A 21,238-nucleotide genomic window follows, 5' to 3' on the forward strand; every position below is an offset into this window, starting at 1 on the left:
TCGGGCCGGCGCAGCGGATCGATCCCCTAGATCGGCCCGGCGAAGCCGCCCGCCGCCGGCGCAACCCGCCGGCGGCCCGTCACATCAACCAACAGGCTGAAAATCCATGAACGATACGCCGTCGAGGCTACCGCTCAATCGCATCACGCTCGTCCTCCTCGTCGTCGCGCTCGCGATCGTCTGGTTCGCGCCGCTCGGGCTGCGCCACCTGATTCCGAGCGACGAAGGCCGCTACGCGGAAATGGCGCGCGAAATGTTCGTCACCGGCGACTGGATCACGCCGCGCTACAACGGCTACAAGTATTTCGAGAAGCCGCCGCTGCAGACCTGGCTGAACGCGCTCACGTTCGCGTGGTTCGGCATCGGCGAATGGCAGGCGCGCCTGTACACGGCCGTCGCGAGCTTCGTCGGCGTGCTGCTGGTCGGCTACACCGGCGCGCGCCTGTTCAATCCGCTGTCCGGCTTCCTCGCCGCCGTCGTGCTCGCCAGCGCGCCGTACTGGAACCTGATGGGCCACTTCAACGCGCTCGACATGGGGCTCGCGTTCTGGATGTCGCTGTCGCTCTGCTCGCTGCTCCTCGCGCAGCGGCCCGGGCTGCGCCCGGCCGCCGCGCGCGGCTGGATGTGGGCGTGCTGGGCCGCGATGGCGTTCGCGGTGCTGTCCAAGGGCCTCGTCGGCCTGATCCTGCCCGGCGCGGTGCTCGTGCTCTATACGCTCGTCGCGCGCGACTGGGCGCTGTGGAAGCGCCTGTATCTGGTGAGCGGCCTCGTGATCTTCTTCGCGATCGTCACGCCGTGGTTCGTGCTCGTGCAGCAGCGCAACCCCGAGTTCTTCAACTTCTTCTTCATCGTCCAGCAGTTCCGCCGATATCTGACCCCGGAACAGAACCGCCCGGGCCCCCTCTACTACTTCGTGCCCGTGCTGCTGGTCGGTTTCCTGCCGTGGCTGTCGGTCGCGTGGCAGAGCATCCGCCATGCGCTGCGGATGCCGCGCCAGCCGAACGGCTTCGCGCCGATGCTCGTGCTGCTGATCTGGAGCGCATTCATCTTCCTGTTTTTCAGCGCGTCGCATTCGAAGCTGATCTCGTACGTGCTGCCGGTCGCGCCGGCGCTCGCGCTGATCATCGGCGCGTACCTGCCGCTGATGAGCGCCGACCGGTTCCGCCGCCACCTGCTCGGCTACCTCGTGTTCTTCGTCGTCGCCGCGTTCGGGATCATCTTCCTCGCGTACCAGGGCGACGCCCGCACGCCGAACGCGCTGTACCGCGCATTCCAGATGTGGCTGTACGCGGGCCTCGCGGTCGCGGCCGCGCTGACGCTCGCGGCCGCGTGGCTGAATCGCCGCGCGGGCGTGGCCGCCGCGCTCGCCGCGTTCGGCGCCGCATGGCTCGCGTTCGGCACGATCGGCGGCACCGGGCACGACGAGTTCGGCCGCTACAGCTCGGGCGCGCTGCTCGCGCCGGCCGTGCGCGCCGAACTGGCGAAACTGCCGCCCGACACGCCGTTCTACTCGATCGAGATGCTCGACCACACGTTCCCGTTCTACATGGGCCACACGACGATCATGGTCCAGCGCCAGGACGAGCTCGCGTTCGGGATCTCGATGGAGCCGAACAAGTGGATTCCGACCGTCGACGCGTGGATCACCCGTTGGAAGCAGGAAACCCATGCGCTCGCGATCATGCCGCCCGGTCAGTACGACACGCTGGTCAAGCAAGGCGTGCCGATGCGCGTGATCGCGCGCGACAACCGCCGCGTGATCGTCGAGAAACCGCAATCGTAAGCAAGGACGCCCGCCGCATGAATCCCGTCTCGTTCGTCTGCATCATCACCGGGGTGATGCTCAACGCCTGTGCGCAACTGCTGCTGAAAGCCGGCGTCAACGCCGTTGGACACTTCGAATTCAGCCGTGCGAACATCCTCCCGGTCGGCCTGAAGATCGCGACCCAGTTGCCGATCATCGGCGGCCTCGGCTGCTACGTGCTGAGCGTCGTGGTCTGGATCGTCGGGCTGTCGCGGGTCGACGTGTCGATCGCGTACCCGATGCTGTCGCTCGGCTACGTCGTCAACGCGTTCGCGGCCTGGTACCTGTTCGGCGAAGTGCTGTCGGTCCAGCGCCTGGTCGGCATCGGCATCATCCTGATCGGCGTGCTGGTGCTCGCACGAAGCTGAGCCTGCCCGCCGCGTTAAGCGTCCGCCTACAAAAAATCACGGTGCGATTGCGCCAACCGGTGTTTAATGCCGGTTTCGGCCGGGATCGCCCGACCCTTTTATTACACGCCATTACAGCCCAACGCGCTCATGAGCCAGACTACCGCTCCGTTTCTGCCGTTCACCCGCCCCGAGATCGATGAGGAAACCATCCAGGGCGTCGTCGACGTGCTGCGCTCGGGCTGGATCACCACCGGCCCGCAGTGCCAGAAGTTCGAAGCGGCGCTGTCGGAGTACTGCGGCGGCCGTCCGGTCCGCGTGTTCAACTCCGGCACCTGCACGCTCGAGATCGGCCTGCGCATCGCGGGCGTCGGCGCCGGCGACGAGGTGATCACGACGCCGGCGTCGTGGGTCTCGACCAGCAACGTGATCATCGAGACGGGCGCGACGCCCGTGTTCGCGGACATCGATCCCGTCACGCGCAACATCGACCTCGACAAGCTCGAGCAGGCGATCACGCCGCGCACGAAGGCGATCATCCCCGTGTACCTGTCCGGCCTGCCGGTCGACATGGACCGCCTGTACGCGATCGCTCGCGCGCACAAGCTGCGCGTGATCGAGGATGCGGCGCAGGCGTTCGGCTCGACCTGGAACGGCAAGCGCATCGGCGCGATCGGCGACCTGGTTTCGTTCAGCTTCCACGCGAACAAGAACCTGACGACGATCGAAGGCGGCGCCCTCGTGCTGAACAACGACGAAGAAGCGACGCTCGCGCAGAAGTACCGGTTGCAGGGCATCACGCGCACCGGCTTCGACGGGATGGATTGCGACGTGCTCGGCGGCAAGTACAACCTGACCGACGTCGCCGCGCGTGTCGGCCTGGGCCAGTTGCCGCACCTCGAGCGCTTCACCGCGCAGCGCCGCGCGCTCGCCCGTGCGTATTTCGCCGCGTTCGACGGCAGCCCGGCCGTGAAGCTCGGCGTCGGCCTGCCGGTCGCCGAATTCGAGAACGGCAACTGGCACATGTTCCTGGTCACGCTGCCGCTCGAGCGGCTGACGATCTCGCGCGCCGAGTTCATGGCGCAGATGAAGGAACGCGGGATCGGAACGGGCATCCACTACCCGGCGATCCATCTTTTCACGCTGTACCGTGCGCGCGGCTTCAAGGAGGGCATGTTCCCCCACGCCGAACGGTACGGCGCGTCGACCGTCACGCTGCCGCTGTTCACGCAGATGACGGAAGACGACGTGCGTCGCGTGGTCGACGCCATCAACCAGATTTGCGAACAATACGGAAAATAAGCGTACATGAGTCACCTTGAAGCACGCGCCGGTCATCCGGTCGCCGGACAACCCGAAGTTTCGGTCATCATCCCCGTGTACAACGAGGAAGACGGCCTCGCCGCGCTGTTCGCGCGGCTGTATCCGGCGCTCGACGCACTCGACACGTCATACGAAGTGATCCTGATCAACGACGGCAGCCGCGACCGCTCGGCCGCGATGCTCGCCGATCAGTTCCACGTACGTCCCGACACGACGCGCGTCGTGCTGCTCAACGGCAACTACGGCCAGCACATGGCGATCCTCGCCGGTTTCGCGCAATCGCGCGGCGACATCGTGATCACGCTCGATGCAGACCTGCAGAATCCGCCCGAGGAAATCGGCAAGCTGATCGCGAAGATGCGCGACGGCTACGACTACGTCGGCTCGATCCGCAAGCAGCGCCAGGACAGCCTGTGGCGGCGCAAGGCGTCGCAGATGATGAACCGCCTGCGCGAGCGCATCACGCGCATCAAAATGACCGACCAGGGCTGCATGCTGCGCGCGTACAGCCGCCGCATCATCGACACGATCAACGTGTGCGGCGAAGTCAACACGTTCATCCCGGCCCTCGCGTACACGTTCGCGCAGAACCCGACCGAAATCGAGGTCGCGCACGAGGAGCGCTTCGCCGGCGAGTCGAAATACTCGCTGTACAGCCTGATCCGGCTGAACTTCGACCTCGTGACGGGCTTCTCGGTCGTGCCGCTGCAGTGGCTGTCGTTCATCGGCGTGATCCTGTCGCTCGGCTCCGCCGCGCTGTTCTTGCTGCTGCTCGTGCGCCGCTTCATCGTCGGCGCGGAAGTGCAAGGCGTGTTCACGCTGTTCGCGATCACGTTCTTCCTGCTCGGCGTGATCATCTTCGCGCTCGGCCTGCTCGGCGAATACGTCGGCCGCATCTACCAGCAGGTGCGCGCGCGCCCGCGCTATCTGATCCAGGCCGTGCTCGAGCAGCACGACGGCGTGCCGGCGGTGCCGGCCGGCGCGGACCGTGCGAGGGCCGCGCAATGAAGCCGCGCGCAGTCGTCTTCGCATATCACAACGTCGGCGTGCGCTGCCTGCAGGTGCTGCTCGCGCGCGGCGTCGACGTCGCGCTCGTCGTCACGCACGAGGACAACCCGAACGAGAACATCTGGTTCGGCAGCGTCGCGTCCGTCGCGGCCGAACACGGCATTGCGGTGCTCACGCCGGCCGATCCCGCGGATCCGGCGCTGCGCCGCGCCGTGCTCGATGCGCAGCCCGACTTCATCTTCTCGTTCTACTACCGGCACATGCTGCCGGTCGACCTGCTCGCGATCGCGCCGAAGGGTGCGTACAACATGCACGGTTCGCTGCTGCCGAAATACCGGGGTCGGGTACCGACCAACTGGGCGGTGCTGAACGGCGAAACCGAAACCGGCGCGACGCTGCACGAGATGGCCGCCAAGCCCGACGCGGGCGCGATCATCGGCCAGACCGCGGTGCCGATCCTGCCGGACGACACGGCCGCGCAGGTGTTCGACAAGGTCACGGTGGCCGCCGAGCAGACGCTCTGGCGCGTGCTGCCCGCGCTGCTCGCGGGCGAGGCGCCGCACCTGCCGAACGATCTCGCGACCGGCAGCTACTACGGCGGGCGCAAGCCCGAGGACGGCCGCATCGACTGGTCGAAGCCGGCCGCGCAGGTCTACAACCTGGTGCGCGCGGTCGCGCCCCCGTATCCGGGCGCGTTCACGGACCTCGACGGCACCCGCTTCGTGATCGCGCGTGCGCGCCTCGCGGCGCCCGGCAGCGCGGCGGCAGCGGCCGCGGCAGATTTGCCGCCCGGCCTGCACGTAAGCGATAATGCGCTATTCGGCGTCTGCGGCGACAGCCGCGCCCTATCCATTCTCGAGCTGTGGCAGCAGCGCGACGGCAGCGAAACCGCTGTGACGCCCGCGGAATTCGCGCAGTTCATTCATTCTTCCCGTCATTCATGAAAGCAAAAAAAGTCCTGATCCTGGGTGTGAACGGCTTCATCGGCCATCACCTGTCGAAGCGCATTCTTGAAACCACCGATTGGGAAGTGTTCGGCATGGACATGCAGACCGACCGGCTTGGCGACCTCGTCAACCACGAGCGGATGCATTTCTTCGAAGGCGACATCACGATCAACAAGGAGTGGGTCGAGTATCACGTGAAGAAGTGCGACGTGATCCTGCCGCTCGTCGCGATCGCGACGCCCGCCACCTACGTCCAGCAGCCGCTGCGCGTGTTCGAACTCGACTTCGAGGCGAACCTGCCGATCGTGCGTTCGGCCGTCAAGTACGGCAAGCACCTCGTGTTCCCGTCGACCTCCGAGGTCTACGGCATGTGCTCGGACGAGCAGTTCGACCCGGATGCATCGGCCCTCACCTACGGCCCGATCAACAAGCCGCGCTGGATCTACGCGTGCTCGAAGCAGCTGATGGACCGCGTGATCTGGGGCTACGGGATGGAAGGCCTGAACTTCACGCTGTTCCGTCCGTTCAACTGGATCGGCCCGGGCCTCGACTCGATCTACACGCCGAAGGAAGGCAGCTCGCGCGTGGTCACGCAGTTCCTCGGCCACATCGTGCGCGGCGAGAACATCAGCCTCGTCGACGGCGGCTCGCAGAAGCGCGCGTTCACCGATATCGGCGACGGCATCAGCGCACTGATGAAGATCATCGAGAACAAGGACGGCGTCGCGTCGGGCAAGATCTACAACATCGGGAATCCGAAGAACAACTTCTCGGTTCGCGAACTCGCGCACAAGATGCTCGAACTGGCCGCGGAATTCCCCGAGTACGCCGATTCGGCCAAGCAGGTGAAGCTCGTCGAGACGACGTCCGGCGCCTACTACGGCAACGGCTATCAGGACGTGCAGAACCGCGTCCCGAAGATCGACAACACGATGCAGGAGCTCGGCTGGGCGCCGCAAGCGACGTTCGACGACGCGCTGCGCAACATCTTCGAAGCGTATCGCGGCCACGTCGCCGACGCACGCGCGCTCGTCGAACAGCAAGGCTGAGCGGGACGTTCGCTTGGCTCGCATCGTCCTCAAGATCGACGTCGACACGCTGCGCGGCACGCGCGAAGGCGTGCCGAACCTCGCGCGCATCTTCGACCGCTTCAGTGCGCGCGCGACCTTCCTCTTCAGCCTCGGGCCCGATCACACGGGCTGGGCGCTGCGGCGCGTGTTCCGCCCCGGCTTCCTGAAGAAAGTGTCGCGCACGTCGGTGGTCGAACACTACGGCGTGAAGCAGCTGATGTACGGCGTGCTGCTGCCGGGCCCCGACATCGGCCGCCGTGCGATCGCCGACATGCGCGCGATTCACGAGGCCGGCTTCGAATGCGGAATCCACACGTGGGATCACGTGTACTGGCAGGACAACGTCCGCGTGCGCGATCGCGACTGGACCGCGCGTGAAATGCAGAAGAGCCACGCGCGCTTCATCGACATCTTCGGCGCGCCGCCCGTCACGCACGGCGCGGCCGGCTGGCAGATGAACGATTCCGCGTTCGAGCAGATCGACGCATGGGGGATGCGCTACGCATCCGACGGCCGCGGCCATTCGCCGTACCTGCCGGTCGTCAACGGCCGCACGCTGTCGCACGTGCAGATGCCCACCACGCTGCCGACGCTCGACGAAGTGCTCGGCATCGACGGCGTCGACACGCACAACGTCGCCGCGCACATCCTCAAGTTCACCGAAACCAATCCGCACGACCAGGTGTTCACGCTGCATGCGGAGCTGGAAGGCCAGAAGCTCGCGCCCGTGTTCGAGCAACTGCTCGCCGGCTGGCGCGCGCAAGGCCATACGTTTGCGACGATGGGCGACTACCATGCAGCGCTGGACCGCGACTCGCTGCCATCGTACCCTGTCACGTGGGGCGAAATCCCCGGCCGCTCCGGCGAACTGATCGTCCAGCCCGACTGAGTTCGCACGAGCCGGCGTCGCCCGCGCCGCCCCTGGGGCGCGTGCCGCGGCGACGCACTGCCGAACCGCGCCGCCGCAGCGGCGCCTTTGCATAACAACAGGAGAAACACGTGTCCGTCGAAGTTGACCGTCAAGTTCCCGATTTCACCGCACCGGCCACGGGCGGCGACATTTCGCTGTCCGACCTGAAGGGCAAGAAACTCGTGCTGTACTTCTATCCGAAGGACAACACGCCGGGCTGCACGACCGAAGGGCTGCAGTTCCGCGACCTCTATCCGAAGTTCAAGAAAGCCGGTGCGGAAGTCATCGGCGTGTCGCGCGACAGCCTGCGCTCGCATGACAATTTCAAGGCAAAGCTCGAACTGCCGTTCCCGCTGATTTCCGATGCCGACGAAGCGCTGTGCGCGCTGTTCGACGTCATCAAGATGAAGAAAATGTATGGCAAGGAAGTGCGCGGAATCGAGCGCTCGACGTTCCTGATCGACGCCGACGGCGTGCTTCGCCACGCATGGCGCGGCATCAAGGTGCCAGGCCACGTGGACGACGTGCTAAGTGCTGTACAAGCGCTTTGAGGCGCGTTATATTGGGCCGCAATGAATGCCAGTTCGCCCCATATTTCTCGTAGCTGCGCCGGTGCCCGTTGCGATGCTTCCCGGCACCTGACGCGCATCACGACGGTATCAGCCGAGCCGCATGTCCCTGTCGACGGGGCAGCGGCTTTTTTTATGGTTTGCGCGCCGGCCTTCCCCGGTCCGGCCCTTAACGCATCGAGGAGCTGATCGACACTTAGGCGAACCGGCTAGACGAACTTCCTGTGCGCCACCGCGCGCAAACTGCATGCGTCTACGTCACGCAGGATGCGATCAGCGGCGCATGCCATGCGACACGATTCCTCCCGAGGGACACCATGCCTTTGCCTACTCCCCCCAGCAAGCTCGGCAGCCTGCTGCCGCCCGACGAATACAAGGCGAAAGCGCGGCCCGCGAAAGCCGCGAAGAAATCCGCCGAAGGGGACGCATCCACAGCCGGTGACTATGGTCCGGCGAGCGTGGCCCAACCGATGACCGAAGCCGCGAACACGGCCGCGCCGCTGCGCGCCGTCGCCTCGCCGGCGCCGGATGCCGCGGGCGCACCCGCACGCGGCCGCAAGACGAAACAGACGGCCGCCCTGCTGCAGCCGATGCGGGCACCCGCCGAACCCGCGGCACCGGCCGTTGCGCGCAACGACAAGCCGGCCGCCGACAAACCGGCGGCCGCCCCCGCGCGCAATACCGGCGCCGCGACGAAGTCGCGCGGCCGCAAGCCCGCCGAAGCCGAACTGCAGAAACTTTTCGTGCTCGACACCAACGTGCTGATGCACGACCCGAGCAGCCTCTTCCGCTTCGAGGAACACGACGTCTATCTGCCGATGATGACGCTCGAGGAACTCGACAACCACAAGAAGGGGATGTCCGAAGTCGCGCGCAACGCACGCCAGGTCAGCCGCACGCTCGACGCGCTCGTCGCCGACGGCGGCCCGATCTCGGCCGGCATCCCGCTGTCGCGGCTCGGCAGCCGCGAGGCGCTCGGCCGCCTGTACTTCCAGACGAAGCTCGCGGACATCGCGCCCGTCGAAGGCCTGCCCGAAGGCAAGGCCGACAACCAGATCCTCGGCGTCGTGCGCGCGCTGCAGCGCGACCGGCCGGATCGCCAGGTCGTGCTGGTGTCGAAAGACATCAACATGCGGATCAAGGCGCACGCGCTCGGCCTGCCCGCGGAAGACTACTTCAACGACCAGGTGCTCGAGGATTCGGACCTGCTCTACACCGGCGTGCGCGAGCTGCCGCAGGACTTCTGGACCAAGCACGCGAAGGGGATGGAGAGCTGGCAGGACACGAAGACGGGCACCACGTACTACCGCGTGACGGGCCCGCTCGTCGCGTCGATGCTCGTCAACGAGTTCGTCTATCTCGAGCCGCAGAACGGCGAGCCGACCTTCCACGCGATCGTGCGCGAACTGAACGGCAAGACGGCGCTGCTGCAGACGCTGCGCGACTACAGCCACCACAAGAACAACGTGTGGGGCATCACCGCGCGCAACCGCGAGCAGAACTTCGCGCTGAACCTGCTGATGAACCCCGAGATCGACTTCGTCACGCTGCTCGGCCAGGCCGGCACCGGCAAGACGCTCGTCGCGCTCGCGGCCGGTCTCGCCCAGGTGCTCGACGACAAGCGCTACAACGAGATCATCGTGACGCGCGCGACCGTGCCCGTCGGCGAGGACATCGGTTTCCTGCCCGGCACCGAGGAAGAGAAGATGCAGCCGTGGATGGGTGCATTCGACGACAACCTCGAAGTGCTGCAGAAGACCGACGACGCGGCCGGCGAATGGGGTCGTGCCGCGACGCAGGAGCTGATCCGTTCGCGCCTGAAAGTGAAGAGCATGAACTTCATGCGCGGCCGCACGTTCGTCGACAAGTACCTGATCATCGACGAGGCGCAGAACCTGACGCCGAAGCAGATCAAGACGCTCGTCACGCGCGCGGGCCCCGGCACGAAGATCGTGTGCCTCGGCAACATCGCGCAGATCGACACGCCTTACCTGACCGAAGGCAGCTCGGGCCTGACCTACGTCGTCGACCGCTTCAAGGGCTGGGGCCACAGCGGCCACGTGACGCTCGCACGCGGCGAACGCTCGCGACTCGCCGACTACGCGTCGGACATCCTCTGACGACACCGGCCGCCCTGGCGGCCGGCTTTCGACGCCACGCGGCGCTCCGTTTCCGGAGCGCCGTTTTCATTTGGGGTCGAAGACAAAAGTAACACTTCGTCGCGCAACAACGCAGTTTACGCGCGAAACTTCAAGTAAATTCTCAAGAATGGTTGCTTAAGCCCCGCCGGTGCGTCTACCATCGGGTCTGTCTGTTGTCATACGATTCGCGAGCGCACCGTGCTCGCCCGCCTTGCCATGCTTCGAATCTGGGTTCCCGTTGCTGTCGTTTCACTGCTTGCGGCCTGCTCCAGCGTGCCGCCGCAGTCGGCATCGCGCCCCGCGTCCGGCATGAAGATCACGACGCCGCGCGCCTTCCCCGCCCCCGCCAATTTCCCGAATTTCGTCGATCACAGCGTCGGCCAGGAAGAAATCTCGATCCAGGCGATGAGCCTCGTCGGCGTCCCGTATCGCTGGGGCGGCAACACGCCGACGAGCGGCTTCGACTGCAGCGGGCTCGTGCGCTACGTGATCGGCCGTGCGGCCGACGTGAACCTGCCGCGCACGACCGCCGACATGAGCGGCCGCGGCGTGTCGGTCGAGCCCGACCAGATCGCGCCGGGCGACCTGATCTTCTTCAATACGACCGGGCGGCCGCATTCGCACGTCGGCATCTATGTCGGCAAGCTGCGCTTCGTCAATGCGCCGTCGACCGGCGGCACCGTGCGGCTCGACTACCTGACGAATCCATACTGGGCGAAGCGCTTCGACGGCATTCGCCGCGTCGCGCCGCCGCGCGGCGCGCCTACGCCGTTCGATGCGCCGACCTATGAGGCAAAGCGTGACGAGCCGCGCAGCGCGCCGGTCGTCGCGCCCGCCCCGGTGGTCGTGACCGCCGCCGCCGCGCCGCTGCAGCCGGCCTATGCGTCGCCGCCAGCTGCCGCTACCCGGACACCCGCACCGGTCATGCCGGCCGCGCAGGTCGCATCGACCGCAGCGGCCCCCTCCGCGGCTGCGGCGGCCGATCCGTACGAACCGCCGCCGCCGCGCATGCAGGCGGCCCGGCAGCAGGCAACGTCCGTGAATGACGGCGCGGGCATCGCCACCATGACGTCGAATGCCGCGCCGGCTACATCGGCCGCCCCGGCCGAGGTCGGCACGCAGATTCCGACCACCGCGCTGACGGCCGCCGAGGCAGCCGCTTTCGACGCGGAGCCGCCGCCGGCCGTCGCAGCGACGTCACCGCGCAGCCCCGAACCGGCTCCCGTGCAGGTATTGCGCGCATCGACGCAGTCCGCGCCGGTCAGCCCGCGCACCGCAACCGCGGACGATCCGATTGCCCGGTTCGCGAACGGAAGTTACTAGCCCGCTTCCCTCCGCGCTCACCCGTTTCGCCGTCGCCTGCGGCCACCCGCGACGGCACCCGCCATGCGCCGCACATTCGCGCCGCCCCAAAGAAAATGCGCCGCAGCCTTTCGGCTTGCGGCGCATCGAGCGTCCGTTCGACGGTAGCGGCGATCAGAAAATCTGATGCCCGAGCCACCATCCGCCGGCTGCGAACAGCGCGGCCGCCGGCAGCGTCAGCACCCACGCCCACACGATATTGCCGGCTACGCCCCAGCGCACGGCCGACAGCTTCTGCGTCGCGCCGACGCCGACGATCGCGCCGGTGATCGTGTGCGTGGTCGACACCGGAATGCCGAGGAACGACGCGAGGAACAGCGTCATCGCGCCGCCGGTTTCCGCACAGAAACCGCCGACCGGCTTGAGCTTCGTGATCTTCTGACCCATCGTGCGCACGATGCGCCAGCCGCCGAACAGCGTGCCGAGGCCCATCGACAGGTAGCACGCGCCGATCACCCACGCCGGCGGCGCATCGGCGGTCGCCGACGCATAGCCCGACGCGATCAGCAGCATCCAGATGATGCCGATCGTTTTCTGCGCGTCGTTGCCGCCGTGGCCGAGGCTGTACAGCCCGGCCGACAGCAGCTGCAGCCGGCGGAAGCGCCGGTCGACCTTGCTGGGTGCGGTACGGAAGTACAGCCACGACACGCCGAGCATGAACAGCGAGCCGAGGATGAAACCGAGCAGCGGCGAAATGAAGATGAACGCAACCGTCTTCAGCAGCCCGTCGATGTTCAGCGAGCTCCAGCCCGACTTCGCGAGCGCCGCGCCGACGAGCCCGCCGATCAGTGCGTGCGACGAGCTCGACGGAATCCCGTAGTACCACGTGATCACGTTCCAGCCGATCGCACCGACCAGCGCGCCGAACACGACGTAGTGATCGACGATTTCAGGATCGATCGTGCCTTTACCGACGGTCTGCGCGACCTTCAGGTGGAAGATGAAATAGGCGATGACGTTGAACGCCGCCGCGAACACGACGGCCTGCTGGGGTTTCAGCACCCCGGTCGACACGACGGTGGCGATCGAGTTCGCCGCGTCGTGAAAGCCGTTCATGAAATCGAATACGAGCGCGACGAGCACGAGCGTCGCGACCATCCAGAGGGCGAGTTGTATCGAATGCATCGTGGTCCGCTCAGGCGTTTTCCAGCACGATGCCTTCGATGATGTTCGCGACGTCCTCGCACTTGTCGGTGATCTCTTCGAGCAGTTCGTAGATCGCCTTCAGCTTGATGAGCGTCTTCACGTCGTCTTCTTCGCGGAACAGCTTCGACATCGCCGAGCGCAGCACGCGATCGGCTTCCGACTCCCAGCGGTCGATCTCCTCGCACTGCTTGAGGATCTGCGCCGACTGCTTCATGTCGGACAGCAACCCGACCGCCTGCTGCACGTGCTGGGCCGACTGCGTGACGATGTGCGCGAGCTGGCTCGCCTCGGACGTGACGGAACGCACGTCGTACAGCGACACGGCTGTCGCGACGTCTTCCATCAGGTCGAGGATGTCGTCCATCGTCGTGATCAGCTTGTGGATCTCGTCGCGATCGAGCGGCGTGATGAACGTCTTGTGCAGAAGATCGATCGCCTCGTGCGTGAGCTTGTCGGCGGCCTTCTCGGCGGTCTGCACGTTTTGCTTGTGAATCTCGGCGTCGGCGAGATTGTCGATCAGCAGTTCGAGTTCGCGGCCACCGGAAACGATGTGCTTCGCGTGCGCGTTGAAGAGTTCAAAGAACTTGCCCTCCGTGGGCATGAATCGACCGAACATGGGATTCCTGAGAGATTGTCAAACTACTGTCACGAAAACGGGCGACATTGTACCGGTTTCGGTCGCGCCGCGACGCGCGCATATACGCGCGCCGGGATTGGATACAACGTTTGGCGAAATAAGGGTTTACAACCGGCGTTACTCGCCGTAGAAAGTCTGCGCCCCTGCAAAGTTGTCGAACTTCGTGTATTGCCCCAGGAACGTGAGCCGAACGGGGCCGATCGGCCCGTTACGCTGCTTGCCGATGATGATCTCGGCCGTCCCCTTGTCAGGGCTGTCGGGATTGTAGACTTCATCGCGATAAATGAACAGGATCACGTCCGCGTCCTGTTCGATTGCGCCCGATTCGCGCAAATCCGACATCACCGGACGCTTGTTCGGACGCTGCTCGAGGCCACGGTTCAGCTGCGACAGCGCGATCACCGGCACGTCGAGCTCCTTCGCGAGACTCTTCAGCGATCGCGAGATTTCCGAGATCTCGGTCGCGCGGTTCTCGCCCTGCGACGAGCCCGACATCAGCTGCAGGTAGTCGACGATGATCAGGCCGAGCTTGCCGCACTGGCGCGCCAGACGCCGCGCGCGCGAGCGCAATTCCATCGGGTTCAGGCCGCCCGTTTCGTCGATGAAGAGCTGCGCCTCGCTCATCTTCTGCACCGCGTGCGTCAGTTTCGGCCAATCCTCGTCGGTCAGGCGGCCCGTACGCATCCGGTGCTGATCGAGCCGGCCGATCGAGCCGAGCATACGCATCACGAGCTGGGTGCCCGGCATTTCCATCGAGAACACCGCGACCGGCAGCCCGTACTCGACCGCGACGTATTCGCCGATGTTCATCGAGAAGGCGGTCTTGCCCATCGACGGGCGTCCCGCGACGATGATCAGCTCGCCGCCGTGCATCCCGGACGTCATCCGGTCGAGGTCGACGAAGCCGGTGGGCGTGCCCGTGACGTCGCTCGGATTCGCGGTGTGATACAGCGTGTCGATACGCTCGACCACCTGCGTGAGCAGCGGCCCGATCTCCAGAAAGCCCTGGTTGCCGCGCGCGCCCTCTTCGGCGATCGAGAACACTTTCGATTCGGCTTCGTCGAGCAGCTGGCGGACTTCCTTGCCCTGCGGGTTGAACGCATCGGCCGAGATTTCGTCGGCGACCGACACGAGCCGGCGCAACACCGCCCGGTCGCGCACGATTTCCGCGTAGCGGCGGATGTTCGCGGCGCTCGGCGTGTTCTGCGCAAGAGCGTTGAGGTACGCGAGGCCGCCGACGTCGTCGGCCTTGCCGGACGTGGTCAGCGCTTCGTACACGGTCACGACGTCGGCCGGGCGCGTCGACGCGATCAGGCGACCGATGTGCTCGTAGATGATCCGGTGGTCGTAGCGGTAGAAGTCGCCTTGCGACAGGAAGTCGGCAATCCGGTCCCAGGCCGCGTTGTCGAGCAACAGGCCGCCGAGCACGGATTGTTCGGCTTCGACCGAGTGCGGCGGGACTTTCAGCGATTCGATTTGGGGATCTTGCGGCGCGTTCATGGGTTGGGATTATCGCGAATAACCTACGACGACGCCAGAGAGCGTCCCGGCGAAGCGGCAATAAAAAAGGCAGGCCCCGGTTGCCCGGACGCCTGCCCTTGTCCGGACGACGGAAGCCGCCCGGAAAGCTTGCGTACGCTTACGCGTGGTCGCCGATCACGTTGATCGTGACGTCGACGACGACGTCCGTATGCAGCGCGACCTGGACGTTGTGCTCGCCGATCATCTTCAGCGGGCCTTCCGGCATGCGAACCTGCAGCTTCTCGACTTCGAAACCTGCCTTCTTCAGCAGTTCCGCGACGTCGCCGTTCGTGACCGAACCGAACAGACGGCCGTCGACGCCCGACTTCTGCGTAATTTCGAACGACTGGCCGTTCAGCTTCTCGCCGACTGCCTGCGATGCCGCCAGCTTTTCAGCGGCGATCTTTTCGAGTTCCGCGCGGCGCACTTCGAATTCGGCGATCGCTTCCTTCGTTGCACGGCGAGCCTTGCGGTTCGGGATCAGGAAGTTGCGAGCGTAACCGTCCTTGACCTTGACGATGTCGCCGAGGTTACCCAGATTGGCGACTTTTTCCAACAGAATGATTTGCATTCGAATTCTCCTTATTGCGTCGCCTGATTACGCCTTGTGCTGATCGGTGTACGGCAGCAGCGCGAGGAAACGCGCACGCTTGATGGCCGTATCCAGCTGACGCTGATAGTGCGCCTTCGTACCCGTCAGACGAGCCGGCGTGATCTTGCCGTTTTCGCCGATGAAGTCCTTCAGCGTTTCCGTGTCCTTGTAGTCGATCTGCTCGACGCCTGCAGCCGTGAAACGGCAGAACTTCTTGCGCTTGAAGAGCGGGTTTTGTTGCTGACGACGCTTGTCGAATTTCTTACCAGTCGGGCGGGGCATGATTTCAGTCCTTTCCAATGTCCTGCAATGCTGTGATGTGAAACACCAAGGTTCTCGCGTTGCGGCTTTTCTTGGCCAGGAAGCCCGTGAACAGCGTTTCGACGCCCATTTCACGACTTTCCAGCTTGCCGCTCGCCTCACCGGCCGCCACCGCCTCGATCGTCATTTCGACCTGGCGGGGAATGCCTGCTTCGACGACTTCCGTGCGGTGGTGCAACGTGGCGCTTGCGATCGGAACACCCGCCGGCGTATATCGCACCGGGGCGCGTTCGACGACGCTCGCCGTCAATTGCAACCTGTTCACGTGGGTGACGCGCTCCTTGATGGCTTAATGAATGACGAACTTAAGCCTGCGCTTCGGTCGGCTGAGCTGCAGCCGCCTTCTTGGCTTCTTCGCGCTGAACTTCCTTCATCATCGGCGACGGGCCGGTTTCGGCCTTCTTCATCTTGACGATGAGGTGGCGCAGCACGGCGTCGTTGAACTTGAACGCGTGTTCGAGTTCGTCGAGCGTCGTCTGGTCGCACTCGATGTTCATGCAGACGTAGTGAGCCTTCGCGAGTTTCTCGATCATGTAGGCCAGCTGGCGACGGCCCCAGTCCTCGACACGGTGGATCTGACCGCCGTGCGACGTGATCGTGGTCTTGTAACGCTCGATCATCGCGGGCACTTGCTCGCTCTGATCGGGGTGCACGATGAATACGATTTCGTAATGACGCATTACACACTCCTTGTGGATTAAAGCCACCCGGGCGTCTGTACCGGTGTGGCAAGTGAGAAGCCGAAGATTCTAACCCGGATAAAGAGCGCCCGCAAGGTCAATCGGCGATTCGCGTGCGGATTCGGCCATGTTTTCAACGACTTGACGGGCCAAACGCCGGCCAACGGGCCGTCCTTCCGCCTTTTCCGTGGGCAGGGTCGGAACAGACGTATGCGGCGCGGCGGCCGCACACCGCCGCGCCGTCACTCGCTGCGCGTGCCGCCGAGCCGCGCATCGAGCGCGGTCCGGAACGCCGCGAGCGCCGACGGCTCGGCGTCGGTCACGGCCCACCACGTCATCCCGGCCGCGTTCCAGCGGTCGAGCGCATAGCCCTGCGACACCGTCGCGTACGGCGACCCCGGCCCCTCCCCGGCCGGCCGTACGTAGACGTCGATCACGTGCTGCCGGTAACGGTAGACGAGCACCGCGACGCGGCGGCGCCCGACGTAGTCGAGCCGGCCGCCGACCAGCGCGAAGCCGTCCGCCGCAAGATCCTCGACCGGCGGCGCATAGTCGAGCCGGCCGTTGAACCACGGCTTGACCGTATGCCGGTCGGTCGAGATCACGTCGATGTCGCGCGCCGACAGGTCGGCCCGCACGTGGCTCGACACGAGTTCGTCGACCGTGCGGTCGGTGTCGGCGTGGCGTGCCGACCACGTCATGGTGCCCGCCGCGGCCAGCGCCACCAGCAGCGCGACACCCCAGCCCAGCCCGGGCAAGGCGGCGACGCGCGGCCCCGTGCCTGCAGACGCCGGGCGCGCCGCGCCGCCGGGGTCCGTCAGCCACGAGAACCAGCGGCGGCCGCGCGGGCGCGACTGTGGCCTAGACTCGGGCTCGCGCTCGGGCTCGCGCTCGGGCCGCGGCGCCGCTCGCGCCTGCTCGCGCGCGGGCGCATCGGCCGCGGCGGGGGCCGCTGTCGGCAGGCTCGCGAGAATGCCGGCCCGCAGCGCATCCGGCGCACGGTGGTAGTCGGCCTGCCGCACGGCCTGCGTCAGCGTGACGATCCGCGCGCGTTCGCGGCGGCACGCTTCACACCCTTCGACATGCTGCTGGACCCGCAACGCATCGGGCGCCGACAGCTCGCGGTCGACGTCCGCGTCCAGCAACGCGCGCGCTTCGTTACAGTCCATCGATAGCCTCCGATGCGGTTCCGCCGGCCGGCGTACGGCCCGGCCTGCCTTCGGCCGCCGCTGCCGGCATGTCGCCGAGCAGCGCGGCGAGCCTGCGCCGGCCGCGCGAGAGCCGCGACATCACCGTGCCGACCGGCACGTCCGCGATCGCCGCGATCTCGCGATAACTCAGGTCTTCCATCTCGCGCAGCACGAGCACCTCGCGGTATTCGGGCGGCAGCTTCGCGAGCGCCGCGTTCACAAGCCGCACGTTCTCGCCGCGCAGCAGGTGCGCGAGCGGATCCTCGGTCGCCGGCTGCCAGTCGCCGGGCACGTCGGTGTCGTCGAGCGTGTCGGGCAGCGCGACCTCGTGTGCATGCGTGCGGCGACGCCACTCCGTGTACCAGGTGTGGCGCACGATCGTCAGCAGCCACGGCCGCGCGTTGTCGCCGCGACACGAGTCGACGAAGCGCAGCGCGCGCATGCATGCGTCCTGGACGACGTCGTCCGCATCGCCGGCGTTGCCGCTCAGCCAGCGCGCGAGGTTGTACGCGGCGTCGAGATGCGGCAGTACCAGCGCGCGAAACCGCTCGCCGCGCGCGAGCGCGTCGTCCGCCGACCGCTCATCGACCGCCTGTCCGGCTTGCCCCACATCGCCTCCTGGTTCCGGCGGCCGAAGCCGCGCCCGTTCCGCGCCCGGTGCCCGGGCAGACCGGCAACGCGCGCACTCGATGACCTTACCGTCGTTGCGTCGAGTTTATTCCCGCGCCGCGCGCCCGACGCGTAAAAAAATGGCCTGCGCCGCCGTGGCCGGCCCGGCCGCGCCGGTTACGGCGTGGTGTTCCAGTAGCCGGGGCGCGCGTAAGCGGCACGCAGGTAGTCGATGAAGTAGCGCACGCGCGCCGGCACGTAGCGCTGCTGCGGGTAGACGGCGAGGATGTCGTAGTCGGGCAGCGCATATTCGTCGAGCACGGTTTCGAGCTCGCCCGTCTCGAGCTGCGCGGCGATTTCCCACGTCGAGCGCCAGCCGAGCCCGAGGCCCTCGGCCACCCAGCGGTGCAGCAGTTCGCCGTCGTTGCAGTCGAGATTGCCGGTCACGCGCATCGTCGCGATCTTGCCGTGGCGCTGGAAATACCAGCCGCGGTTCTGCCCGCCCTGCAGGTTGAACGCGAGACAGTTGTGCTTGAGCAGGTCGTCGAGCGACTTCGGACGGCCGTGCCGGCGGAAATAGTCGGGCGTGCCGCACACGACGCGCCGGTTCGACGCGAGCTTCACCGCGACGAAGTTCGGATCGACGGCGCCGCCGATCCGGATCGACAGGTCGTAGCCCTCGCGCACGAGATCGACGACGCGGTCGGTCAGGTTGAACGACAGCTGCATCTCCGGCTTGTCGGCCAGAAAGCCCGGCGCGTGCGGCGCGACGTGCTTGCGTCCGAACGCGGCCGGCGCCGACACGATCAGGTGGCCGCTGACCGCGCGCCGCCCGGCGGCCAGTTCGTTCTCGGCCTGGTCCCATTCGGTGAGCAGCCCGCGGCAGCGCTCGAGGAACGCGGCGCCCTCCTCGCTGACCACCAGCCGCCGCGTCGAGCGGTACATCAGCTTCACGCCGAGACGCTTTTCGAGCGCGTCGATGCGCCGCCCGAGCACCACCGGCGACACGCCTTCCTCGAGCGCCGCCGCCGCGAGGCTGCCGGCATCGGCCACCCGCACGAACGTCTCGATCTGCTTGAAGCGATCCATCTCCCGTCTCCGTCTCTGTGCCGGCACCGGCGGAAAGCCCCGCCTGGCCGTCATTCCATACTTTTAGTTTCGAAAAAAGCGACTTCAGCGGATCTTATCAAACCTTTCCTGCATCCCTAAAGTGTCCCCAACAGACCCATTCGCAAGATCCGCCACATTCAAGGAGACATTCATGGCCAAGATGAGAGCCGTCGACGCGGCAGTGCTCGTGCTCGAGAAGGAAGGCATCCAGACCGCGTTCGGCGTGCCGGGTGCAGCGATCAACCCGTTCTACTCGGCCATGCGCAAGTCGGGCGGCATCAGCCACGTGCTGGCGCGCCACGTGGAAGGCGCATCGCACATGGCGGAAGGCTTCACGCGTGCGGCGCCGGGCAACATCGGCGTGTGCATCGGCACGTCGGGCCCCGCCGGCACCGACATGATCACCGGCCTCTACTCCGCGTCCGCCGACTCGATTCCGATCCTCGCGATCACGGGCCAGGCGCCGCGCGCACGCTTGTACAAGGAAGATTTTCAGGCCGTCGACATCGAGTCGATCGCGAAGCCCGTCACGAAGTGGGCCGTCACCGTGCGCGAGCCGGCGCTCGTGCCGCGCGTGTTCCAGCAGGCATTCCACCTGATGCGCTCGGGCCGCCCGGGCCCGGTGCTGGTCGACCTGCCGATCGACGTGCAGCTCGCCGAAATCGAATTCGACATCGACACGTACGAACCGCTGCCGGTCTACAAGCCCGCGGCCACCCGCGCGCAGATCGAGAAGGCGCTCGCGATGCTCAACGACGCGGACAAGCCGCTGATCGTATCGGGCGGCGGCGTGCTCAACGCGGCAGCCGAAGACCTGCTCGTGCAGTTCGCCGAAACGATCGGCGTGCCGGTTATCCCGACGCTGATGTCGTGGGGCGCGATTCCGGACGACCATCCGCTGATGGCCGGGATGGTCGGCCTGCAGACGTCGCACCGCTACGGCAACGCCACGATGCTCGCGTCGGACTTCGTGCTCGGCATCGGCAACCGCTGGGCGAACCGCCACACGGGCAGCGTCGAGGTCTACACGAAGGGCCGCAAGTTCGTGCACGTCGACATCGAGCCGACGCAGATCGGCCGCGTGTTCGGCCCGGATCTCGGCATCGTGTCCGACGCGAAGGCGGCACTCGAGCTGTTCGTCGCGGTCGCACGGGAATGGAAGGCCGCCGGCAAGCTGAAGGACCGCAGCGCCTGGGTGTCGGAATGCCAGGAACGCAAGCGCACGCTGCAGCGCAAGACGCACTTCGACAACGTGCCGGTCAAGCCGCAGCGCGTGTACGAAGAGATGAACAAGGTGTTCGGACGCGATACGTGCTACGTCAGCACGATCGGCCTGTCGCAGATCGCCGCCGCGCAGTTCCTGCACGTGTTCAAGGCGCGCAACTGGATCAACTGCGGCCAGGCCGGCCCGCTCGGCTGGACGATTCCCGCCGCGCTCGGCGTGCGTGCCGCCGACCCGAGCCGCCCGATCGTCGCGCTGTCCGGCGACTACGACTTCCAGTTCATGATCGAGGAGCTGGCGGCCGGCGCGCAATTCAAGCTGCCGTACGTGCACGTCGTCGTGAACAACTCGTACCTCGGGCTGATTCGCCAGGCGCAGCGCACGTTCGACATGGACTACTGCGTGCAGCTCGCGTTCGACAACGTGAACGCGCCGGAACTGAACGGCTATGGCGTCGACCACGTGGCGGTTGCGGAAGGCCTCGGCTGCAAGGCGCTGCGCGTGTTCAAGCCGGAAGAGATCGAGCCGGCGCTGCGCCAGGCGCAGTCGATCGCGGCGGAGTTCAGCGTGCCGGTGGTCGTCGAAGTGATCCTCGAGCGCGTGACGAACATCTCGATGGGCACCGAAATCGACGCGATCAACGAATTCGAGGATCTCGCCGAGAAGGCCGAGCACGCGCCGACCGCGATCTCGATGCTCGACTGACCCGCACGACATTTTTGACTGACC

Annotated in this window: 21 protein-coding genes and 1 pseudogene; 11 read left to right on the plus strand and 11 right to left on the minus strand. The window is 66.2% G+C overall.

Annotated features, from left to right (window positions below; genetic code table 11):
* Positions 1 to 106: 106 nt before the first annotated feature.
* The 8 genes from WJ16_RS09535 to WJ16_RS09570 all read left to right on the plus strand — a co-directional run bounded on the left by WJ16_RS09535 (position 107) and on the right by WJ16_RS09570 (position 7,960).
* Positions 107 to 1,783 carry a glycosyltransferase family 39 protein gene (locus WJ16_RS09535; protein WP_069256856.1) on the plus strand — a complete coding sequence of 559 codons (1,677 nt, stop codon included), beginning with the start codon at positions 107 to 109 and terminating at the stop codon, positions 1,781 to 1,783.
* 17 nt (positions 1,784 to 1,800) lie between these two features.
* Positions 1,801 to 2,172 (plus strand): EamA family transporter, encoded by a 372-nt coding sequence (locus WJ16_RS09540; protein ID WP_044847242.1) that lies wholly within the window; start codon positions 1,801 to 1,803, stop codon positions 2,170 to 2,172.
* Between the two features lie 129 nt (positions 2,173 to 2,301).
* Positions 2,302 to 3,453: a DegT/DnrJ/EryC1/StrS family aminotransferase gene (locus tag WJ16_RS09545; protein WP_069256857.1), complete on the plus strand. Its 1,152-nt coding sequence runs from the start codon at positions 2,302 to 2,304 to the stop codon at positions 3,451 to 3,453.
* 6 nt (positions 3,454 to 3,459) lie between these two features.
* Positions 3,460 to 4,482 carry a glycosyltransferase gene (locus WJ16_RS09550; protein ID WP_069256858.1) on the plus strand — a complete coding sequence of 341 codons (1,023 nt, stop codon included), beginning with the start codon at positions 3,460 to 3,462 and terminating at the stop codon, positions 4,480 to 4,482.
* Positions 4,479 to 5,426, plus strand: a complete 948-nt coding sequence (locus tag WJ16_RS09555; RefSeq protein WP_069256859.1) for a formyltransferase — start codon at positions 4,479 to 4,481, stop codon at positions 5,424 to 5,426. The genes WJ16_RS09550 and WJ16_RS09555 overlap by 4 nt, the downstream gene beginning before the upstream one ends.
* Positions 5,423 to 6,478 (plus strand): bifunctional UDP-4-keto-pentose/UDP-xylose synthase, encoded by a 1,056-nt coding sequence (locus WJ16_RS09560; RefSeq protein WP_006482864.1) that lies wholly within the window; start codon positions 5,423 to 5,425, stop codon positions 6,476 to 6,478. The genes WJ16_RS09555 and WJ16_RS09560 overlap by 4 nt, the downstream gene beginning before the upstream one ends.
* Positions 6,479 to 6,491: 13 nt before the next feature.
* A complete protein-coding gene (locus WJ16_RS09565; RefSeq protein ID WP_069256860.1) occupies positions 6,492 to 7,388 on the plus strand; it encodes a polysaccharide deacetylase family protein in 897 nt (298 codons plus the stop codon).
* Between the two features lie 110 nt (positions 7,389 to 7,498).
* Positions 7,499 to 7,960, plus strand: a complete 462-nt coding sequence (locus WJ16_RS09570) for a peroxiredoxin (RefSeq protein ID WP_014896859.1) — start codon at positions 7,499 to 7,501, stop codon at positions 7,958 to 7,960.
* 198 nt (positions 7,961 to 8,158) lie between these two features.
* On the opposite strand, the pseudogene WJ16_RS35520 reads toward WJ16_RS09570, so the two are convergent.
* Positions 8,159 to 8,400 (minus strand): annotated as a pseudogene (locus WJ16_RS35520) (hypothetical protein); the annotation flags it as partial.
* Between WJ16_RS35520 and WJ16_RS09575 the strand changes: the two are divergent.
* Complete coding sequence (locus WJ16_RS09575) at positions 8,296 to 10,098, plus strand: PhoH family protein (protein WP_069256861.1); 1,803 nt, start codon at positions 8,296 to 8,298, stop codon at positions 10,096 to 10,098. The pseudogene WJ16_RS35520 and the gene WJ16_RS09575 overlap by 105 nt on opposite strands.
* Before the next feature lie 237 nt (positions 10,099 to 10,335).
* Complete coding sequence (locus WJ16_RS09580; protein WP_069256862.1) at positions 10,336 to 11,442, plus strand: C40 family peptidase; 1,107 nt, start codon at positions 10,336 to 10,338, stop codon at positions 11,440 to 11,442.
* A 153-nt stretch (positions 11,443 to 11,595) separates the two neighbouring features.
* Here the strand turns inward: WJ16_RS09580 and WJ16_RS09585 are convergent, their stop codons facing one another.
* The 10 genes from WJ16_RS09585 to WJ16_RS09630 all read right to left on the minus strand — a co-directional run bounded on the left by WJ16_RS09585 (position 11,596) and on the right by WJ16_RS09630 (position 19,266).
* Entirely contained in the window at positions 11,596 to 12,606 is a 1,011-nt protein-coding gene (locus WJ16_RS09585) for an inorganic phosphate transporter (RefSeq protein ID WP_069256863.1), read from the minus strand.
* 10 nt (positions 12,607 to 12,616) lie between these two features.
* Complete coding sequence (locus tag WJ16_RS09590; protein ID WP_069256864.1) at positions 12,617 to 13,243, minus strand: DUF47 domain-containing protein; 627 nt, start codon at positions 13,241 to 13,243, stop codon at positions 12,617 to 12,619.
* A 138-nt stretch (positions 13,244 to 13,381) separates the two neighbouring features.
* Positions 13,382 to 14,764 carry a replicative DNA helicase gene (locus WJ16_RS09595; protein ID WP_006486249.1) on the minus strand — a complete coding sequence of 461 codons (1,383 nt, stop codon included), beginning with the start codon at positions 14,762 to 14,764 and terminating at the stop codon, positions 13,382 to 13,384.
* 139 nt (positions 14,765 to 14,903) lie between these two features.
* A complete protein-coding gene (gene rplI, locus WJ16_RS09600; protein ID WP_021156519.1) occupies positions 14,904 to 15,356 on the minus strand; it encodes a 50S ribosomal protein L9 in 453 nt (150 codons plus the stop codon).
* Between the two features lie 27 nt (positions 15,357 to 15,383).
* The gene (rpsR, locus tag WJ16_RS09605; RefSeq protein ID WP_006486248.1) at positions 15,384 to 15,659 is read right to left on the minus strand and encodes a 30S ribosomal protein S18; all 276 of its coding nucleotides are present in this window, start codon (positions 15,657 to 15,659) and stop codon (positions 15,384 to 15,386) included.
* Positions 15,660 to 15,663: 4 nt separating this feature from the next.
* Complete coding sequence (gene priB, locus WJ16_RS09610) at positions 15,664 to 15,963, minus strand: primosomal replication protein N (RefSeq protein WP_006486250.1); 300 nt, start codon at positions 15,961 to 15,963, stop codon at positions 15,664 to 15,666.
* 40 nt (positions 15,964 to 16,003) lie between these two features.
* Entirely contained in the window at positions 16,004 to 16,378 is a 375-nt protein-coding gene (gene rpsF, locus WJ16_RS09615; RefSeq protein ID WP_006402295.1) for a 30S ribosomal protein S6, read from the minus strand.
* Between the two features lie 242 nt (positions 16,379 to 16,620).
* On the minus strand, positions 16,621 to 17,547 hold the full coding sequence (locus tag WJ16_RS09620) for an anti-sigma factor family protein (RefSeq protein ID WP_069256865.1): 927 nt from the start codon (positions 17,545 to 17,547) through the stop codon (positions 16,621 to 16,623).
* The gene (locus tag WJ16_RS09625; protein WP_069256866.1) at positions 17,537 to 18,178 is read right to left on the minus strand and encodes an RNA polymerase sigma factor; all 642 of its coding nucleotides are present in this window, start codon (positions 18,176 to 18,178) and stop codon (positions 17,537 to 17,539) included. The genes WJ16_RS09620 and WJ16_RS09625 overlap by 11 nt, the downstream gene beginning before the upstream one ends.
* Positions 18,179 to 18,354: 176 nt before the next feature.
* Complete coding sequence (locus WJ16_RS09630; protein WP_069256867.1) at positions 18,355 to 19,266, minus strand: LysR family transcriptional regulator; 912 nt, start codon at positions 19,264 to 19,266, stop codon at positions 18,355 to 18,357.
* A 172-nt stretch (positions 19,267 to 19,438) separates the two neighbouring features.
* Here WJ16_RS09630 and gcl point away from each other — a divergent pair, with 172 nt between their 5' ends.
* Positions 19,439 to 21,214 carry a glyoxylate carboligase gene (gcl, locus tag WJ16_RS09635; RefSeq protein WP_069256868.1) on the plus strand — a complete coding sequence of 592 codons (1,776 nt, stop codon included), beginning with the start codon at positions 19,439 to 19,441 and terminating at the stop codon, positions 21,212 to 21,214.
* The last annotated feature ends 24 nt before the right edge of the window (positions 21,215 to 21,238 follow it).

The organism is Burkholderia metallica, assembly GCF_001718555.1.
Taxonomy (GTDB): Bacteria; Pseudomonadota; Gammaproteobacteria; order Burkholderiales; family Burkholderiaceae; genus Burkholderia; species Burkholderia metallica.

What these genes read in the sequence shown, in the direction of transcription:
- gcl (WP_069256868.1), top strand. Translation starts at nt 19,439, where the DNA reads ATGGCCAAGATGAGAGCCGTCGACGCGGCAGTGCTCGTGCTCGAGAAG.
- WJ16_RS09590 (WP_069256864.1), bottom strand. Translation starts at nt 13,243, where the DNA reads ATGTTCGGTCGATTCATGCCCACGGAGGGCAAGTTCTTTGAACTCTTC.
- WJ16_RS09580 (WP_069256862.1), top strand. Translation starts at nt 10,336, where the DNA reads ATGCTTCGAATCTGGGTTCCCGTTGCTGTCGTTTCACTGCTTGCGGCC.
- WJ16_RS09585 (WP_069256863.1), bottom strand. Translation starts at nt 12,606, where the DNA reads ATGCATTCGATACAACTCGCCCTCTGGATGGTCGCGACGCTCGTGCTC.
- rpsR (WP_006486248.1), bottom strand. Translation starts at nt 15,659, where the DNA reads ATGCCCCGCCCGACTGGTAAGAAATTCGACAAGCGTCGTCAGCAACAA.
- WJ16_RS09535 (WP_069256856.1), top strand. Translation starts at nt 107, where the DNA reads ATGAACGATACGCCGTCGAGGCTACCGCTCAATCGCATCACGCTCGTC.
- WJ16_RS09620 (WP_069256865.1), bottom strand. Translation starts at nt 17,547, where the DNA reads ATGGACTGTAACGAAGCGCGCGCGTTGCTGGACGCGGACGTCGACCGC.
- WJ16_RS09595 (WP_006486249.1), bottom strand. Translation starts at nt 14,764, where the DNA reads ATGAACGCGCCGCAAGATCCCCAAATCGAATCGCTGAAAGTCCCGCCG.
- WJ16_RS09540 (WP_044847242.1), top strand. Translation starts at nt 1,801, where the DNA reads ATGAATCCCGTCTCGTTCGTCTGCATCATCACCGGGGTGATGCTCAAC.
- WJ16_RS09630 (WP_069256867.1), bottom strand. Translation starts at nt 19,266, where the DNA reads ATGGATCGCTTCAAGCAGATCGAGACGTTCGTGCGGGTGGCCGATGCC.
- rpsF (WP_006402295.1), bottom strand. Translation starts at nt 16,378, where the DNA reads ATGCGTCATTACGAAATCGTATTCATCGTGCACCCCGATCAGAGCGAG.
- WJ16_RS09575 (WP_069256861.1), top strand. Translation starts at nt 8,296, where the DNA reads ATGCCTTTGCCTACTCCCCCCAGCAAGCTCGGCAGCCTGCTGCCGCCC.
- rplI (WP_021156519.1), bottom strand. Translation starts at nt 15,356, where the DNA reads ATGCAAATCATTCTGTTGGAAAAAGTCGCCAATCTGGGTAACCTCGGC.
- WJ16_RS09550 (WP_069256858.1), top strand. Translation starts at nt 3,460, where the DNA reads ATGAGTCACCTTGAAGCACGCGCCGGTCATCCGGTCGCCGGACAACCC.
- WJ16_RS09555 (WP_069256859.1), top strand. Translation starts at nt 4,479, where the DNA reads ATGAAGCCGCGCGCAGTCGTCTTCGCATATCACAACGTCGGCGTGCGC.
- WJ16_RS09560 (WP_006482864.1), top strand. Translation starts at nt 5,423, where the DNA reads ATGAAAGCAAAAAAAGTCCTGATCCTGGGTGTGAACGGCTTCATCGGC.
- WJ16_RS09545 (WP_069256857.1), top strand. Translation starts at nt 2,302, where the DNA reads ATGAGCCAGACTACCGCTCCGTTTCTGCCGTTCACCCGCCCCGAGATC.